The following is a 15,331-nucleotide window of genomic DNA, read 5'->3' on the forward strand; positions in this document are numbered from 1 at the left end:
TCAGACGCTACCCGGGCGCCTGCGCCCGCTCGCCGAGCGCGCGGAGCACCGCCGCGCGCAGCCGCAGGTACTGCTCGCGGTTGCGGCGGGGCGGCCCGGGCGGGCGGACGACGACCCGCGGCGCCTGCACCACCTCGTGCGGTGCGAACTGCTCGCGGGTGAGGTCGGCCTCGGTGCCGTCGGGCAGCCGGTTCCACCAGTGCACGCCCTGGCGCGACCCGTCGGGCCGGAGCACCTCGGCCAGCAGCAGGTTCCCGCCGAGGAGGTCGTGCAGCACCAGCGCCGTGGCGCCGCACTGGCCGCGGGCGGGGTTCGCCGGCGACCAGTCGGCGAGGTCGCTGTCGTCGCAGGTCCCGCGGCACCAGGCGGCGCGCACGGCGGCGGTGAGCTGCTCGGGGACGGACACGCCCGGCACCCTGCCCGACGGGGGTGACGTCAGCGCAGCAGCAGGCGGTCGAGGGTGTCGGCCACCCAGTCGGCGAAGCGGGCGGCCGGCCAGCCGCACCCCACCATGAGCCGGGACTGCGTCGAGGGCGAGAAGACCGACCAGGCGACGTCGGTCGCCGTGTCGAGGTCGAGGTCCTCGCGCAGGTCGGGCGCGAAGGCGCCGAGGAGGGCGGTGGTGTCGGCGCGCCGCCGGCGCTCGTACTCCTCGTAGGCGGGCCGCACGTCCGGGTCGGCCGCCGCGGCCGCCGCGAAGACGTCCTGCATCGCCCGGGACCCGGGGGCGGCCTCGAGCACCAGCTCCCGCAGCGCCGCGAGCCGGCCGGCGCGGTCCGGCGCGGCGAGCAGCTGCGCGAACGGGCCGAGCTCCCGGACCGCGCGGTCCTCGTCGGAGCCGACCAGCGCCCGGTCCACGCAGGCGAGCAGCAGCGCCGCCTTGCCGCCCTGCGCGAACACCGTCGGCACCGACACCCCGGCGGCGGCCGCGACGTCGCGCATCGTCGTCGCGGCGTAGCCCTGCTCGACGAAGCAGCGGGTCGCGGCGTCGAGCACCTGCACGCGGGTGCGCCGGGCCTGCTCCTGCCGCAACTCGGAGCGGTACACCCTCTTGCCCTCGGACACGGTTCCACCCTACCGTGCCTCTATTCGTTTGAGCGTTACTCAGCTGAAAGAGGTCACCGTGACCACCGCTCCTCCCCACCCCGTCCAGCTCCTGCTGCCCGGCCAGGCCGCCGCACCCGACGGCCCGGTCGACGTGGCCGCGATGTACGTCATGCACCGGGCGTTCCGGCGCGACCTCGACGCCTTCGCCGCCGTCGTCCCCGCCGTGGACGTGAGCGACCGGGCCCGCTGGCAGAGCCTCGCCCGGCGCTTCGAGCTGTTCGCGCGGTTCCTGCACAAGCACCACGCCGGCGAGGACGCCCACCTGTGGCCCCTGCTGCGGGAGCGCGGCGCCGACCCGGAGGTCCTCGACCGGCTCGAGGCCGAGCACGCCGGCATCGACCCGCTGCTGGCCTCCTGCGCGGCCGGGCTGGCAGACCTGGCCGCCGGTCGGGGCGGCACGGACACCCGGCAGCGGCTGACCGACACCCTCGCCCGGACCTGCGACGCCCTCGGCGCCCACCTGGCGCACGAGGAGCACGACGGGATGGCGCTCGTCCAACGGCACCTCACCCCCGAGGACTGGGCCCGCCAGGACGCCGCGTTCGCGCGGGAGTACGGCCCCCGCGACACCGTGGCCGCGCTCGGCTGGGTGGTCTCGGCGATCCCGCCGGAGGCCGCGGCCCGGATCCTCGGCGGGCAGCCGGTCCTGTCGGCGCTCGGCCGGCTGCTCGGCCGGCGCGCCGCCCGGACCGACGCGCGCCTGTTCGGGACCGCCCGGTGACCGCCGCCCTGTCCCGCGGCGACCGGGTCCTCACGGCCGCCTCGCGGCGGCTGGCCGCCGGGCACACCGCCCTGCTGCGCCGCTCCGGAGGTCGTCTCGGCAACCGCTTCCGCGGCGGGGACGTCGTCCTGCTCACCCACCGCGGCCGCCGGTCGGGGCGGACGCTGACCACGCCGCTGCTGCACGTCCGCGACGGCGACGACCTGGTCGTGGCCGCCTCGAACGGCGGGGTGGACGCCGAGCCGCAGTGGTGGCTGAACCTGCAGGCCGACCCGCGCGGCGAGGTCGAGGTGCGCGGACGGCGGCGGCCGGTGGTGGCGACGGCGGTCGACGACGCCGACCGCGGCCGGCTGTGGCAGGCGCTGATGGACCGCTGCCCGACCTACGACGACTACCAGGCGAAGGTGAGCCGGCGGATCGCACTGGTCCGCCTGTCCCCCGCCCGGTAGGGCCGGCGTCCGGCCCGGTCCTCAGGCGGCCACCGGCTGCCCGGACGAGGTGCGGTGCAGCTCGGCGTAGCGACCGCCGAGGGCCAGCAGCTCCTCGTGCCGGCCGCGCTCGACCACCCGCCCGCCCTCGAGGACGAGGATGCAGTCGGCCGCGCGCACGGTCGAGAGCCGGTGGGCGATGACGATCGCCGTCCGGCCCTCGAGCGCCTCGTCCAGGGCCTCCTGCACCGCCGCCTCCGACGTCGCGTCCAGGTGCGCGGTGGCCTCGTCGAGCAGCACCACCCGCGGCCGGGCGAGCAGCAGCCGGGCGATGGTCAGCCGCTGCCGCTCCCCGCCGGAGAAGCGGTAGCCGCGCTCGCCGACGACGGTGTCCAGCCCGTCGGGCAGCGCGCGCACCAGGTCGGCCAGCCGCGCGCGGGTGAGCACGTCCCACAGCTGCGCGTCGGTGGCGCCGGGATCGGCGAGCAGCAGGTTGTCCCGCAGCGACTCGTGGAACAGGTGGCCGTCCTGCGTGACCAGCCCGACGGTGCGGCGGATCGAGGCGGCGGTCAGGTCGCGCACGTCGACGCCGCCGAGCCGCACGGCGCCGGCGTCGACGTCGTAGAGGCGCGGCAGCAGCGCGGCGATGGTGGACTTGCCCGCACCCGAGGACCCGACGACGGCCAGCACCTCGCCGGGCCGCACGGTGAACGAGACGTCGTGCAGGACGTCGCCGCCGCCGCGGCCGTCGAGCCGGGCGACGTCCTCGAGCGAGGCCAGGGAGACCCGGTCGGCCGAGGGGTAGGCGAACGTGACCCCGTCCAGCTCGACCGACACCGGGCCGTCGGGGACCTCGCGGGCACCGGGCCGCTCGCGGACCAGCGGCACGAGGTCGAGCACCTCGAACACCCGCTCGAAGCTGACCAGGGCCGAGGCGACGTCGACCCGGGCACCGGCCAGCGCGGTCAGCGGCGCGTACAGCCGGGTGAGCAGCAGGGCGAGCGCGACGACGGCGCCGGGTTCCAGCGCGCCGGCCAGCGCGTGCGTGCCGCCCAGCCCGTAGACCAGCGCGAGTGCCAGCGCGGACACGAGGGTGAGCGCGCTGACGAACGTCCACTGCACCATCGCCGTCCGCACCCCGACGTCGCGGACCGCCCGCGCCCGGGCGGCGAAGCGCGCGGACTCCGCGTCGGGACGGCCGTAGAGCTTGACCAGCGTGGCGCCGGGCGCGGAGAAGCGCTCCGTCGTCTGCCCGGTCATCGCGGCGTTGGACTCCGCGGCCAACCGGCGCAGGCCGGCCAGCTGGCGGCCGATCCGGCGGGCGGGCAGCAGGAACACCGGCAGCAGGAGCAGCGCCAGCAGCGTCACCTGCCACGACAGCGTGAGCATCGCGGCGAGCGCGAGCAGCAGCGTGACGGTGTTGGTGACGATCCCCGACAGGGTGTCGCTGAAGGCGCGCTGGGCCCCGAGGACGTCGTTGTCGAGCCGGGACACCAGCGCGCCGGTGCGCGTGCGGGTGAAGAAGGCCACCGGCATCCGCTGCACGTGGTCGAACACGGCGGTGCGCAGGTCGAGGATGAGCCCCTCGCCGAGGGTGGCCGACAGCCACCGGCCGAGCAGGCCGAGCGCGGTCCCGGCGAGGGCCACCGCGGCGATGACGACAGCGAGGCCGACGACGGTGCCGGCGCTGCCGCCGCCGACGATCTCGTCCACCACCCGGCCGGCCAGCAGCGGCGTGGCGACGGCGAGCACCGCCTCGACGACGCCCACTGCGACGAAGGCGCCGATGCGGGCCCGGTGCGGCCGGGCGTGGGTCAGCACCCGCCGCAGGGTCGCGCGGGAGATCGCCCGCCGGTCGGTGCGGGCGTGCGTGGCCCGCGACAGCGCCGACCACGCCGTCATCTCCATGCTCACGGCGGGGACGCTAGGACCTCGAGCCGACTCGAGGTCAACGCCCGTGCCGGAACCGCAAGAACGGTCGGCGGGCTACTCCGCGCAGGGAGCGGTCACTCGGCGCCGAGCGCGTCGGCCATGCGGTGGTGCGGCACGGCCTCCTCGCCCCGGCTCTGCCGCTCCAGGGTGCGGGCCAGGGCGCGGCGGGCCCACCCGTTGGCGGGGGCCAGCTCGACCAGCCGGCGCAGCGCGTCCTCGGCGCGCTGCAGCTGGGCCGAGCCGAAGTAGCTGCGCGCCAGGAGCTCCAGCGCGGCCTCGTTGCCCGGCTCGGCCGCCACGAGCGGCTCCAGGACGCGCGCGGCCTCGACCGGCTGCCCCATGGAGAAGAACAGGTCGGCACGCAGGTAGTCGGAGTGCAGGTCGGACTCGAAGGGCTGGTTCACGCCGACGGAACGACGGCGGGGGGTCCGCTCTTCCCGGACCGCGACACGCCCGGTGCGTGCGCGGCACGAGGAAGTCCGGAACGAGGTGCATCCGCACGCCATCGAGTTGGGAACAACCGATGCCAGCAGTCCTCCGGCTCGAGGAGCACACCATGGCCCTGTCGCTGCACCGCCACCGGACGGCCGACCGCTCGCCGGCCCCGCCCCGTCAGCAGCCCGACGCGCCGCCCGCGGCCGAGCGCAACCGCGTCTACACCGTGCAGCGCATCGGCGCCCTCGTCGTCGCCGGCGTCATCGCCGTCTTCGGCGTGCTCGGGTTCGCCAACGGGCTCGACTACTTCTCCACCGACGGCGAGCGCGTCCTCGGCCTGTCGTCGAACGGCCTGCTGTCGACCATCTCGATCGTGACGGCGGTCGTGCTGGTGTTCTCCGCGCTGCGCAGCCCGCGGACCGCCTCGACGGTCATGATCGTCATCGGCGTGCTGTTCCTGGTGTCGGCGCTGGCCAACCTGGCAGTGCTCAACACCGACCTGAACGTCCTGGCGTTCGGCATCAGCAACGTCGCCTTCTCCGTGGTCGCCGGCCTGGTGCTGCTGCTGCTCGGCGCCTACGGCCGGGTGAGCGGCAACCTGCCGCCCGACAGCCCCTACGCCCGGGAGCGCGACGACGAGGTGTCCCCGGTCTCGCCCGACGAGTACCCGTCGACGCCGGCCGAGTTCGCCGCCGAGCGGGCCATGCGCGACGCCGAGGTCGCCGTCGTCCAGCACGTCGCCTCCTTCGAGCAGCGCCGCCGCGTCGCCGCCATGGCGCAGGTGACCACCCGCAAGGAGCGCCGCGAGGTCTGGATGTCGTTCGACCGGGCCCGCCGGGACGCCTGACGACGGCCGGTCGTGGCGCCCGCGCCGTACCTTGGCGGGCGGGGTGTTTTTTTTGTGGTTCGCCGGGGCCCGCGGGCCCGCCTGCGGTGGGCGGGGGTTGGCCCCGGCGCGGTCCGGGCGCGGCCCCCATGACTCCTGCCCGGACTCCTGCCCGATCCCGCCCTGACGCCTGCCCGGGCGCGCTGCAGACCCACCCGGCCGCCGACGGCGAGCTGGCCCGCGTCCGCGTCCCCGGCGGGCTGCTCGGCGCGGCGCAGCTGCGCGTGCTGGCCGCGGCGGCCCGGGACCTCGGCGACGGCGCCCTGGAGATGACCAGCCGGGGCAACCTGCAGCTGCGCGGGCTCGCGCCCGGCGCCGCCCGGGAGCTCGGCGACCGGCTGGCCGTGGCCGGCCTGCTGCCCAGCGAGACGCACGAGCGGGTGCGCAACGTGCTGGCCAGCGCGCTCACCGGCCGCGCCGGCGGCCTGCTCGACGCCCGCCCGTGGGTGGCCGCGCTCGACGCCGGCCTGTGCGCCGACCCCGGTCTCGCGGAGCTGCCCGGCCGCTTCCTGGCCACCCTCGACGACGGCCGCGGCGACGTGTCCGGGCTCGGCGGCGACGTCGGCCTGCTCGCGCTGTCCCCGACCTCGGCGGCGCTGCTGCTGGCCGGGGCGGACAGCGGGTTGCGCGCCCCGGCATCGTCGGCGGTGGACCTGCTGCTGGCCGCCGCCCGCGCCCTCCTCGCCGAGCGTGCGGCCCAGGGCGGCACCGCGTGGCGGCTGGCCGAGCTCGACGACGGCCCGGCGCGGGTGCGCGACCGGCTCCCCGGTTCCCCCGTGGCGCCGGTCGCCGTCCCGTCGGCACCGGCGGCCGGCCCGGTGGGGGCGCGGCCGCAGCCCGGCGGGCGCACGGCGCTGGTCGGCGTCGTCCCGCTGGGGCGGCTGTCCGCCGGTCAGGCCGACCTGCTCGCCGGGCTGGCCGGCGGGGTCCAGCTGACCCCGTGGCGCAGCGTGGTCGTCCCCGACCTGCCCGAGGACCGGGTGGACGACGCCGCCGTCGACCTGCACCGCACCGGGATCGTGTTCGACGCCGCGAGCCCGTGGACGCGGGTCACCGCCTGCGCCGGCCGGCCGGGGTGTGCGCGGTCGCTGGCCGACGTCCGGGCCGACGCCGCGGCCGCCGTCGCGGGCGGCACCGTGCCGGAGGGCGTGCGCGTGCACTGGGCGGGGTGCGGGCGCCGGTGCGGGCGCCCGCGCGGGGAGGTGCTCGACGTCGTCGCGACGCCGGCGGGCTACGAGGTCTCGTCGGGGTCGGGGTAGCGCGCACCGGCGGGGATCTCGGTGCCCTCCGCCAGCTGCGCCCGCAGTCCCACCAGGGTGACGTCGCCCTCGCCGCCCACCGAGCTGCCGCGGCCGACGTCGACGCCGTCGTCGACCACCGAGCGGGTCACCGTCGCGCCCGCGCGCACCCGCACCCCGGGCAGCAGCACCGAGTCCAGGACCGTCGCGCCGGCCTCGACCACCACGCCCGGGGAGAGCACCGAGCCGCGCACGTTGCCCGAGATGCGGGTGCCGCCGGAGAGCAGGCTGTTCTCGATCTGGCCGTCGTCGAGCACCCGGGCCGCGCTGTGCCGCCCGCCGCGGGTGTGGATCGGCCACCGCGGGTCGTCGAGGTCGATCGGCGGCTCGGGCGAGAGGAAGTCCCGGTGCGCCTCCCAGTAGGACTCGACCGTGCCCACGTCGCGCCAGTAGCCCTCGAGCGGGTACGCCCGCGCCAGGCCGTCGCGGGTCTGCGCCGGCAGCAGGTGGGTGCCGAGGTCCTCCAGCCCCTCCTCGCCGACCTCGGACCGCAGCTGTTCCAGCCGGTCGAGCGTCGGCCCCGGGTCGAAGACGAACACCTCGTTGGTGGCGGTGGTGGTGGCCGGCTCGTCGGGCTTGTAGGCGTAGCCGGTGACCCGGTCGCCGTCGACCTCGACGATGCCGTAGCGGGCGGCGTCGTCGGCGTCGACCTGGGTGGTCACCATCGTCACCTCGGCCCCTGACTGCAGGTGCGCCTCGGCGACCTCCCGGTAGTCCAGCTTGTAGACGGCGTCGGAGCTGACCACCACCAGCGCGTCGGCGCCGAACCCGCGGACGAGCTCGGCCTGCCGCCACAGCGAGTTCGCCGTCCCGGTGTTCCACCCGCCCCGCTCGGTCCCCTGGAACGGCGGCAGCGTCATGAGCCCGCCGCTGGTGCGGTCGAGGTCCCACGGCCGCCCGTTGGCCAGGTGATCGGCCAGGGAGGTCGGGTGCTGCTGGATGGACACCCACACGTCGGCGATGTGCGAGTGCTGGCAGTTGCTCAGCGGGAAGTCGACGAGCCGGTAGACCCCGGCGAAGGGGACGGCGGGCTTGGCCCGGTCCGCGGTCAGCAGTTGCAGGCGGCCACCCGCACCACCGGCCAGGACGAGGACGAGCAGACGGGGAAGGGCCATGGCCCCCCGCTACCCCGCCGGACCGGGCCGTAGCCTCGCGGGCGATGTACGAGTACGAGAAGGACGGCGCCGAGATCTACCGGCGGTCGTTCGCGACCATCCGGGCCGAGGCCGACCTCATCGGCCTGCCCGACGACGTCGCCCGCACCGTCGTGCGCATGATCCACGCCTGCGGGCAGGTCGACCTGGTCGCCGACGTCGCGTACAGCCCCGACGTCGTCCGCCGCGCCCGCGAGGCCCTCGACGCCGGCGCGCCGGTGCTCTGCGACGCGCAGATGGTCGCCTCGGGCGTCACCCGCCGCCGGCTGCCGAAGGACAACGACGTCGTCTGCACCCTCGGCGACCCGCGCGTCCCCGCCCTGGCCGCCGCGCTCGGCACCACCCGCACCGCCGCCGCGCTGGAGCTGTGGCGCGACCGCCTCGACGGCGCCGTCGTCGCCGTCGGCAACGCCCCCACCGCGCTGTTCCACCTGCTGGAGATGGTCGCCGCCGGCGCGCCCCGCCCGGCCGCGGTCCTCGGCATCCCGGTCGGCTTCATCGGCGCCGCCGAGTCCAAGGAGGCGCTGGCCGCCTCCGACCTCGAGCACCTCGTCGTCCGCGGACGGCGGGGCGGCAGCGCCATGGCCGCCGCGGCCGTGAACGCGATCGCGAGCGACGTCGAGTGACGGGCCGCCTCTACGGCGTCGGGCTGGGCCCCGGCGACCCCGAGCTGGTCACCGTCAAGGCCGCCCGGCTGATCGCCGCCGCCGACGTCGTCGCCTTCCACGCCGCGCAGCACGGCCGCTCGGTGGCGCGCGCCCTCGCCGAGCCCTACCTGCACGCGGGCCAGGTCGAGGAGCTGCTGGTCTATCCGGTCACCACGGAGACCACCGACCACCCCGGCGGCTACCAGGGCGCCATCGACGAGTTCTACGAGGCCGCCGCGGCTCGGCTGGCCGCGCACCTCGACGCCGGCCGCGACGTCGTCGTGCTCGCCGAGGGCGACCCGTTCTTCTACGGCTCCTACATGCACATGCACAAGCGGCTCGCGCACCGCTACCCCACCGAGGTCGTGCCCGGGGTGACCAGCGTGAGCGGCGCGGCGGCGGTGGTGGGCCGGCCGCTGGTGGAGCGCGACGAGGTGCTCACCGTGCTGCCCGGCACCCTCCCGGCCGACGAGCTCGCCGAGTGGCTGGCCACCACCGACTCCGCCGCGGTGCTGAAGCTGGGCCGCACCTTCGGGCAGGTGCGCGAGGCGTTCGAGGCCGCCGGCGTCCTCGACCGCGCGCTCTACGTCGAGCGGGCCACCACCGACCGGCAGCGCACCCTCCCGCTCGCCGACGTCGACCCCGCGACGGTCCCGTACTTCTCCCTCGCGCTGCTGCCCAGCCCGCTCACCGGGCCGGGCAACGCGCCCGTGCCCCCGGACGACGGGGCGCGCGCCGGGGAGGTCGTCGTCGTCGGCCTGGGCCCCGGCGCCCGCGGCTGGACGACGCCCGAGGCCGCCGACGCGCTCGCCTGCGCCGACGACCTGGTCGGCTACGGCCCCTACCTCGACCGGGTGCCGGCCAACCCGCGCCAGACCCGCCACCCCAGCGACAACCGGGTGGAGGCCGAGCGCGCCGCGCACGCCCTGGAGCTGGCCCGGTCCGGACGGCGGGTCGCGGTCGTGTCCAGCGGCGACCCGGGCGTGTTCGCGATGGCCGCGGCGGTGCTCGAGGCCGCCGGCCGCCCGGAGCACGCCGGCGTCCGGGTGCGGGTGCTGCCCGGCCTGACCGCCGCCCAGGCCGTGGCCGCGCGGGTCGGCGCGCCGCTGGGCCACGACTTCGCCGTCATCAGCCTGTCGGACGTGCTCAAGCCGCTCGACGTCGTCCTCGACCGGCTGCGCGCCGCCGCGGCGGCCGACCTGGTCCTCGCCCTCTACAACCCGCGCTCGAAGGCGCGCCCGCACCAGCTCGGCGAAGCGCTGACCGCGCTGCTGGAGGTGCGCAAGCCGGAGACGGTGGTCGTGGTCGGCCGCGACGTCGGCGGGCCGGAGGAGGAGGTCCGGGTGACCACGCTCGGCGAGCTGGACCCGGAGACCGTGGACATGCGCTGCCTGGTGCTGGTCGGCTCGTCGCAGACGCGGGTGACGCCGTCGGGGCAGGTCTACACACCGCGCCGCTACCCGGCCTGACGCGCCGGGGCGGGGAACAACGCCGTCCCCGCACCGCTTGGCCTGTGTCGTGCCCGCCCTCCGCCTCTCCCGGCCCGCCGCGTTCTGGTCGGTGGCCGGACTCCTCGTGCTGGTGCTGGCCGCCTCCGGTGTCCCGTCGCCGCTCTACCGCGTCTACCAGGAGCAGTTCGGCTTCGGCGCCGGCGTCCTGACGCTGGTCTTCGGCATCTACGCCTTCGCGCTGCTGGCCGCGCTGCTGGTGGTCGGCAGCCTCTCCGACCACGTGGGACGGCGGCCGGTGCTGGCCGCCGGGCTGCTGCTGCAGGCGGTCGCCATGGTGGTCTTCCTCGCCGCCGACGGCGTGGGCTGGCTGCTGGCCGCCCGCGTCCTGCAGGGGCTGTCCACCGGCGCGCTCACCGGGTCGCTGGGCGCCACCCTGCTCGACCTGCAGCGCCCCGGGCGGCGGCCGCTCGGCGCGCTGCTCAACAGCGTCTCGCCCGGCCTGGGCCTGTCCCTCGGTGCGGTCGGCGCCGGTCTGGCCATCGAGGGCACGGCCGACCCGACGCCGTGGGTGTTCGGCGTGCTCACCGTCGTCTTCCTGCTGGGCACGGCGCTGGTGCTGCTCCTGCCGGAGTCCTCGCCGCGGCTGCCCGGGGCGCTGGCCTCGCTGCGCCCGCGGGTCGAGGTGCCGCGGCCACAGCGCCGCGCGTTCGCCGTCGCCGTCCCCGCGCTGGTCGCGCTGTGGGCGATGGGGGGCCTGGTGCTCTCCCTGGGCCCGTCGCTGGTGGCCGGCGTCTTCGGCATCACCGACCACCTCGTGGGCAGCCTGCTCATCCTCTGCATGCAGGGCGCCGGCGTCGTCGGGAGCCTGCTGGCCCGCGACCTGCCGCCGCGCCGGTCGATGGGCGGCGGCTGTCTCCTGTTCGCCGTCGCCGTGGCCGCCCTGCTGGTCGCGCTGGCCACCGGCTCGGCCTGGCTGTTCTTCCTGTCCGCCGCGGTGGCGGGCACCGGCTTCGGCGCGGCGTTCCTCGGCGCGGTGGCGCTGGTGACCGCCGGCGTCGCGCCGGGCCACCGCGCGGGGCTGCTGTCGAGCGTCTTCGTCGTCGGGTACCTGGCCTTCAGCGTCCCGGCGATCGTCGCCGGCATCGCCTCGAACGCCGTGGGCCTGCAGCTGGTCGCGGAGGTCTACGGCGCCGTCGTCATCGTGCTGGCCCTCGGCGCGGCCGCCGGCCTGCGGCTGGCCGACCGCCGCCCTCCGGCCGCCGACCGCACCGAGGAGCCGGCGGAGCCGCTGGCCGCCTGAGCCCCTGCTCCCCGCAGGGGACCCGGGGACGGCTCATGCCACCAGGCGGTCGCGGAGGGTGGCCAGGTCGTCCTCGGAGACCCCGGCCGCGGTCAGGTAGGACGCGACGTCGAGTTCCTCGAGGGTCGCCAGCAGCGAGCTGCGGGCCGTCGTGCCGTGCGCGGTGAGCACCCGCTCGAGGGCGGGCTGCTCGTCGGGCCGTCCGAGCAGGGCCGCCAGCCGCCGCAGCGGTTCGACGCTGAGGGTGTGGTCCTCGGCGACGGCCTCCGGTTCCACGTCGGCCAGCGCCAGCAGCAGCAGGGTGACGAGGCCGGTGCGGTCACGGCCGGCGGCGCAGTGGAACAGCACGCCTCCGGGCGCCGTCCGCGCGAGGGCCGTCACCACCACGGCCACGCGGTCGGACCGGCAGGCCAGGAACGGCGCGTAGTACAGCGGTGTCCCGTCGAGCTCCTCGTCCCGCAGCCGGCGCCACAGCTCCGTGTCCTCGACCCCGTCGAGCGGCACGCGCACGCGTGTGATGCCGACCGGGCCGACCGGCTCGGCGGCGACGTCGTCGTTGCGGAGGTCGACGACGGTCCGCACGCCGGCCCGGTGCGCCTGCTCCCAGCCCGCCGGGGTGACCAGCTGCAGCGTCGCCGACCGGTAGAACGCCCCGCGCCGGGTCCACCGGCCCGACCGCGTGGGCAGTCCTCCGAGGTCACGCGCGTTGTGGAAGCCGTCCCAGTCCACCGCTCTCCCGGTACCCACCGGACCAGCATCGACGAGCGGGCACCGCGGAGCGGGTCCGCCGCCCCCGCCGGCGCGGGCGGCTACGGTGAGGGCGTGTGCTGCTGCGCTCCCACGACGACTCGCCCCGCCGCGTAGCGGCGGTACCGGGGCGGCCACAGTCGCGGCCCCGATGCCTGTCCCCGTCGGGGCAGTGCCAGGGCGTACCGCCGGATCCACCCCGTGCTGCCGATCCGTCCTGTCCTGTCAGGGGAGTGCATGTCCGAGTCGCGTGCGCGGCACCGCCCGCCGGGCGGTCGGCCCCGCCCGTCACCCACCGAGGTCCCTTCCGGCGCTGACGTGCCCCGGGACCCGGTCGCCGCCACGGTGTTCCTGATGGTCGGGCTGCCGGCGGCCGGGAAGACCACCCGGGCCACGGAGCTGGCCGCGGCGCACCGGGCGCTGCGACTGACCCCGGACGACTGGATGGTCCCGCTGTTCGGCGACCCGATGGCCGACGGCACGCGTTTCGTGCTGGAGGGACGGCTCGTCTCGGTCGCGCTGCAGGCGCTGCGGCTGGGCACCAGCGTCGTGCTCGACTTCGGGCTCTGGGGCCGCGACGAACGGTCGGCACTGCGCTGGCTCGCGAGATCGACCGGGGCGTCCTGCCGGGTCGTCCACCTGCCCGTGGACAGGGACGTCCAACTCGCCCGGATCGCCCACCGCCAGGCGACCGGACCCCACCGGACCTTCCCGATGACCGCGGCCGACGTGGACCGGTGGCGGGAGCAGTTCGAGGTGCCGGACGCCAGCGAGATCGACGGCGACGACGTACCCGACCCGCCGGCGGGGTGGCCGGGCTGGCCGGAGTGGGCAGCCGACCACTGGCCCTCGTGCACCGACGACTGACGTGGAGCTCGCGGCGCGGACGCGGCACTCCCCCGCCGGTGCGACGCGTCGCGCGGTCAACCGTGGAGCTGACCACCGAAGCGGACCTGGCCGGGAACGCCCACGACGTGCACTGGTCAGCCACCAGCGCTGCTCACGGCGGCAGACCGCCGCTGCGAGCGCGCCATGGACGCCTCGGACGTCGTCACTCGCTCGTCGTGGAGCCGTCGGCGCTGGATGCGTCGCCGGACCTCGTGGTGCGCGGGGGTGGGAGTGTCAGCGGAAACGCTTGGCGGCCCGGCGTTCGTCCCGGAGGCGGGCCTTCCGTGCGCGGGCCTCGATGGCCTCGCGGGTGTCGCGGCCACCCCTGCGGCCGAGCACCCAGTTCAGCAGCCGCGCGAGGGCCAGTTCGGGTCCGGCGTGGTTGCCCATCCCGCCCTGGGACTCCTCACCGAGGAAGCTCGGGTCCGGCCCGTGCCACGGGTCCTGGTGGGGGTCGGGACGAGACATCGTGGTCCTCCTGCGGATGAGGTCATCGGGACTCCGGCCACTGCGCGACGCACGGGCGCAGACGTTCGGTGCCCGCGCCCACCGCCCCACGTCTCCTGTCATCGGCCGCCGCTCGACGTCCTGGAGCGGAGTGGTGCCGCCCGATCGCAGGCCGGCGTGGTCCTCGCCGGCTGCCGCGCTGACCCCCGTCTGACCTGCGCGAACTGTCGTACCCCGTGCGTAGGTTCGGGGTCGTGGAGGAGGTCGCTGAGTACGTGTCGCCGGTGGAGCGGGCGCTCGCCGGTGCGCTGCTCGCGCGACCCGTGACGGTGCCGCGGCTGCCGGTGGCGGTGCTGTCCGACGAGCAGGCCGCCGCTGAGTTGCAGCGGGTGCAGCAGCGTCGGGCGATGGAGGCGGCCTACGAGGCGGAGCTGGTGCTGCGGCTGGCCGAGGCCCGCCCCTCCGATGCCGACCCCGCACCCGGCACCCCGGGTGCCAGGCGGCGTGGGTCGTGGGCGCCGGACACCGAGCTGCCCGGTGTCTCGGAGTTCTTCACCGCCGAGCTGGCGGTGGTGCTCAACTGCGGGCGGGGTACGGCCAACCACCTGGCCACCCGCGCCTGGACCTACCGCGAACGACTGCCCGCCACCTGGGCCGCACTCGCCGCCGGCGACCTCGACGAGGCCCGCGCCAAGGCGCTGGTCGACGTGCTGCAGCACACCGACCCGGCCCTCGCCCGCCGCATCGAGGCCGCCGTGCTGCCCGAGGCGGCACAGCTGACCGTCGGCAAGGTCAAGAAGCGCGCGCTCGAACTCCTGCTGGAAGCCGACGCCGACGCGGTCGACCAGCGCCGCACGACCGCCGAACGACAGGCCGACGTGCGCGTCTACCCGTCCCCGACTGACGGGATGAGCACCCTCGCCGCCGACCTGCCCACCGACGTGGCCGCCGCCTGCCACGCGACCGTCGACGCACTCGCCCGGATGCTCAAGGCCGACGGGGATCCGCGGCCGATCGGGCAGCTGCGCACGGCCGTGTTCGCCGATCTGCTGCGGCGCCCGGGGGACGACAGCCGCCCGCCGGTGACCGCGCACCTGCAGATCGTCGCGTCGTTGGCGTCGCTGGCCGGGCGGTCGAGCCAGGCCGGGGAGGTGAACGGGCTGCCGATCACCGCCGCGCACCTGCGCGCGCTGCTGCACCAGTTGGACGCGCTGGGTGTGCAGGCGCCCGAGGGTGGGTCGGTGACGGTGGCGCTGACCGAGGGCGACGGGACGCTCCGGGCGACCGCGACGCTGGACCGGCTGCGTCGGCTGGCGTCCCGCGGCTGCCCCGACCATCCCGCGGACACCGAGTGCGGGTGCCCCGTCCTCGACCGGCCGGCGGGCCGGAACGGCTACACCCCCTCGGCGGCGCAGCAGGCGTTCGTGCGCACCCGCGACCGCACCTGCCGCTTCCCGACCTGCGGGCAGCGGGTCGGCTGGGCCGACGCCGACCACGTCCTCCCGCACGCGCACGGCGGGCTCACCGACTGCGCCAACCTGTGCTGCCTGTGCCGCTCGCATCACCGGGTGAAGACCTTCGCCCGCGGCTGGCGCTTCGAGATGGCCGAGGACGGCACGCTCACCGTCACCACACCGTCCGGCATCACCCGGACCACCCGGCCACCGGGACTGCGACCACCACCGCCACCTGAACCACCACGAGTGGACGAACCGGCCCAGCCGGACGACGACCCACCGCCCTTCTGATCCAGGGCGAGCTGCCCGCGAACACCGCTCCGCGGGTGTGATCGCCCGTGGGCGGTCGCCCGTCGAGGCTGTCGCCGTGCCCGACGCCCGAGACGAGCGGTCCCTGGTCACGGCCACTGATGAGCGAGCCTCAGCTCCGGGC

General features: G+C 76.5%; 16 protein-coding genes. 9 read left to right on the top strand and 7 right to left on the bottom strand.

The genetic code is table 11. From position 1 onward, the window contains the following. Nucleotides 1-7: 7 nt before the first annotated feature. Entirely contained in the window at nt 8-406 is a 399-nt protein-coding gene (locus tag ACI8AD_RS02285) for a YunG family protein (protein ID WP_456868944.1), read from the bottom strand. Nucleotides 407-435: 29 nt separating this feature from the next. After that, on the bottom strand, nt 436-1,065 hold the full coding sequence (locus ACI8AD_RS02290; RefSeq protein ID WP_456868945.1) for a TetR/AcrR family transcriptional regulator: 630 nt from the start codon (nt 1,063-1,065) through the stop codon (nt 436-438). Between the two features lie 58 nt (nt 1,066-1,123). Here ACI8AD_RS02290 and ACI8AD_RS02295 point away from each other — a divergent pair, with 58 nt between their 5' ends. After that, nucleotides 1,124-1,828, top strand: coding sequence for a hemerythrin domain-containing protein (locus ACI8AD_RS02295; RefSeq protein WP_456868946.1), 705 nt, complete (start codon nt 1,124-1,126; stop codon nt 1,826-1,828). Beyond that, nucleotides 1,825-2,277: a nitroreductase family deazaflavin-dependent oxidoreductase gene (locus ACI8AD_RS02300; protein ID WP_456868947.1), complete on the top strand. Its 453-nt coding sequence runs from the start codon at nt 1,825-1,827 to the stop codon at nt 2,275-2,277. The genes ACI8AD_RS02295 and ACI8AD_RS02300 overlap by 4 nt, the downstream gene beginning before the upstream one ends. A gap of 21 nt (nt 2,278-2,298) precedes the next feature. On the opposite strand, the gene ACI8AD_RS02305 is transcribed toward ACI8AD_RS02300, so the two are convergent. Further along, nucleotides 2,299-4,164: an ABC transporter ATP-binding protein gene (locus tag ACI8AD_RS02305; RefSeq protein ID WP_456869156.1), complete on the bottom strand. Its 1,866-nt coding sequence runs from the start codon at nt 4,162-4,164 to the stop codon at nt 2,299-2,301. 98 nt (nt 4,165-4,262) lie between these two features. Next, a complete protein-coding gene (locus tag ACI8AD_RS02310; protein ID WP_456868948.1) occupies nt 4,263-4,592 on the bottom strand; it encodes a tetratricopeptide repeat protein in 330 nt (109 codons plus the stop codon). Between the two features lie 119 nt (nt 4,593-4,711). On the opposite strand from ACI8AD_RS02310, the gene ACI8AD_RS02315 reads away from it, so the two are divergent. Next, nucleotides 4,712-5,470, top strand: a complete 759-nt coding sequence (locus tag ACI8AD_RS02315) for a DUF4383 domain-containing protein (RefSeq protein ID WP_456868949.1) — start codon at nt 4,712-4,714, stop codon at nt 5,468-5,470. 128 nt (nt 5,471-5,598) lie between these two features. Next, nucleotides 5,599-6,768: a precorrin-3B synthase gene (cobG, locus tag ACI8AD_RS02320; protein ID WP_456868950.1), complete on the top strand. Its 1,170-nt coding sequence runs from the start codon at nt 5,599-5,601 to the stop codon at nt 6,766-6,768. Here the strand turns inward: cobG and ACI8AD_RS02325 are convergent. Continuing rightward, entirely contained in the window at nt 6,741-7,922 is a 1,182-nt protein-coding gene (locus tag ACI8AD_RS02325; RefSeq protein WP_456868951.1) for a glucose-1-phosphate adenylyltransferase family protein, read from the bottom strand. The two genes, cobG and ACI8AD_RS02325, sit on opposite strands and share 28 nt — an antisense overlap. Before the next feature lie 44 nt (nt 7,923-7,966). Between ACI8AD_RS02325 and ACI8AD_RS02330 the strand changes: the two genes are divergently transcribed. From ACI8AD_RS02330 to ACI8AD_RS02340, 3 genes are read left to right on the top strand one after another with little or no spacing between them, the layout of a single operon-like run. Next, nucleotides 7,967-8,587: a precorrin-8X methylmutase gene (locus ACI8AD_RS02330; RefSeq protein WP_456868952.1), complete on the top strand. Its 621-nt coding sequence runs from the start codon at nt 7,967-7,969 to the stop codon at nt 8,585-8,587. Further along, nucleotides 8,584-10,077, top strand: a complete 1,494-nt coding sequence (locus ACI8AD_RS02335; protein WP_456868953.1) for a precorrin-2 C(20)-methyltransferase — start codon at nt 8,584-8,586, stop codon at nt 10,075-10,077. The genes ACI8AD_RS02330 and ACI8AD_RS02335 overlap by 4 nt, the downstream gene beginning before the upstream one ends. 49 nt (nt 10,078-10,126) lie before the next feature. Next, nucleotides 10,127-11,359 (top strand): MFS transporter, encoded by a 1,233-nt coding sequence (locus tag ACI8AD_RS02340; RefSeq protein WP_456868954.1) that lies wholly within the window; start codon nt 10,127-10,129, stop codon nt 11,357-11,359. A gap of 33 nt (nt 11,360-11,392) precedes the next feature. Here the strand turns inward: ACI8AD_RS02340 and ACI8AD_RS02345 are convergent, their stop codons facing one another. After that, nucleotides 11,393-12,106 (bottom strand): tyrosine-protein phosphatase, encoded by a 714-nt coding sequence (locus ACI8AD_RS02345; RefSeq protein WP_456868955.1) that lies wholly within the window; start codon nt 12,104-12,106, stop codon nt 11,393-11,395. Between the two features lie 318 nt (nt 12,107-12,424). Here ACI8AD_RS02345 and ACI8AD_RS02350 point away from each other — a divergent pair, with 318 nt between their 5' ends. Continuing rightward, complete coding sequence (locus tag ACI8AD_RS02350; RefSeq protein ID WP_456868956.1) at nt 12,425-12,973, top strand: AAA family ATPase; 549 nt, start codon at nt 12,425-12,427, stop codon at nt 12,971-12,973. Between the two features lie 255 nt (nt 12,974-13,228). On the opposite strand, the gene ACI8AD_RS02355 is transcribed toward ACI8AD_RS02350, so the two are convergent. Then, nucleotides 13,229-13,462 carry a hypothetical protein gene (locus ACI8AD_RS02355; protein WP_456868957.1) on the bottom strand — a complete coding sequence of 78 codons (234 nt, stop codon included), beginning with the start codon at nt 13,460-13,462 and terminating at the stop codon, nt 13,229-13,231. 233 nt (nt 13,463-13,695) lie between these two features. Between ACI8AD_RS02355 and ACI8AD_RS02360 the strand changes: the two genes are divergently transcribed. After that, a complete protein-coding gene (locus ACI8AD_RS02360; RefSeq protein ID WP_456868958.1) occupies nt 13,696-15,189 on the top strand; it encodes a DUF222 domain-containing protein in 1,494 nt (497 codons plus the stop codon). Nucleotides 15,190-15,331: the final 142 nt, after the last annotated feature.

It is taken from the genome of Geodermatophilus sp. SYSU D00766 (assembly GCF_054049915.1).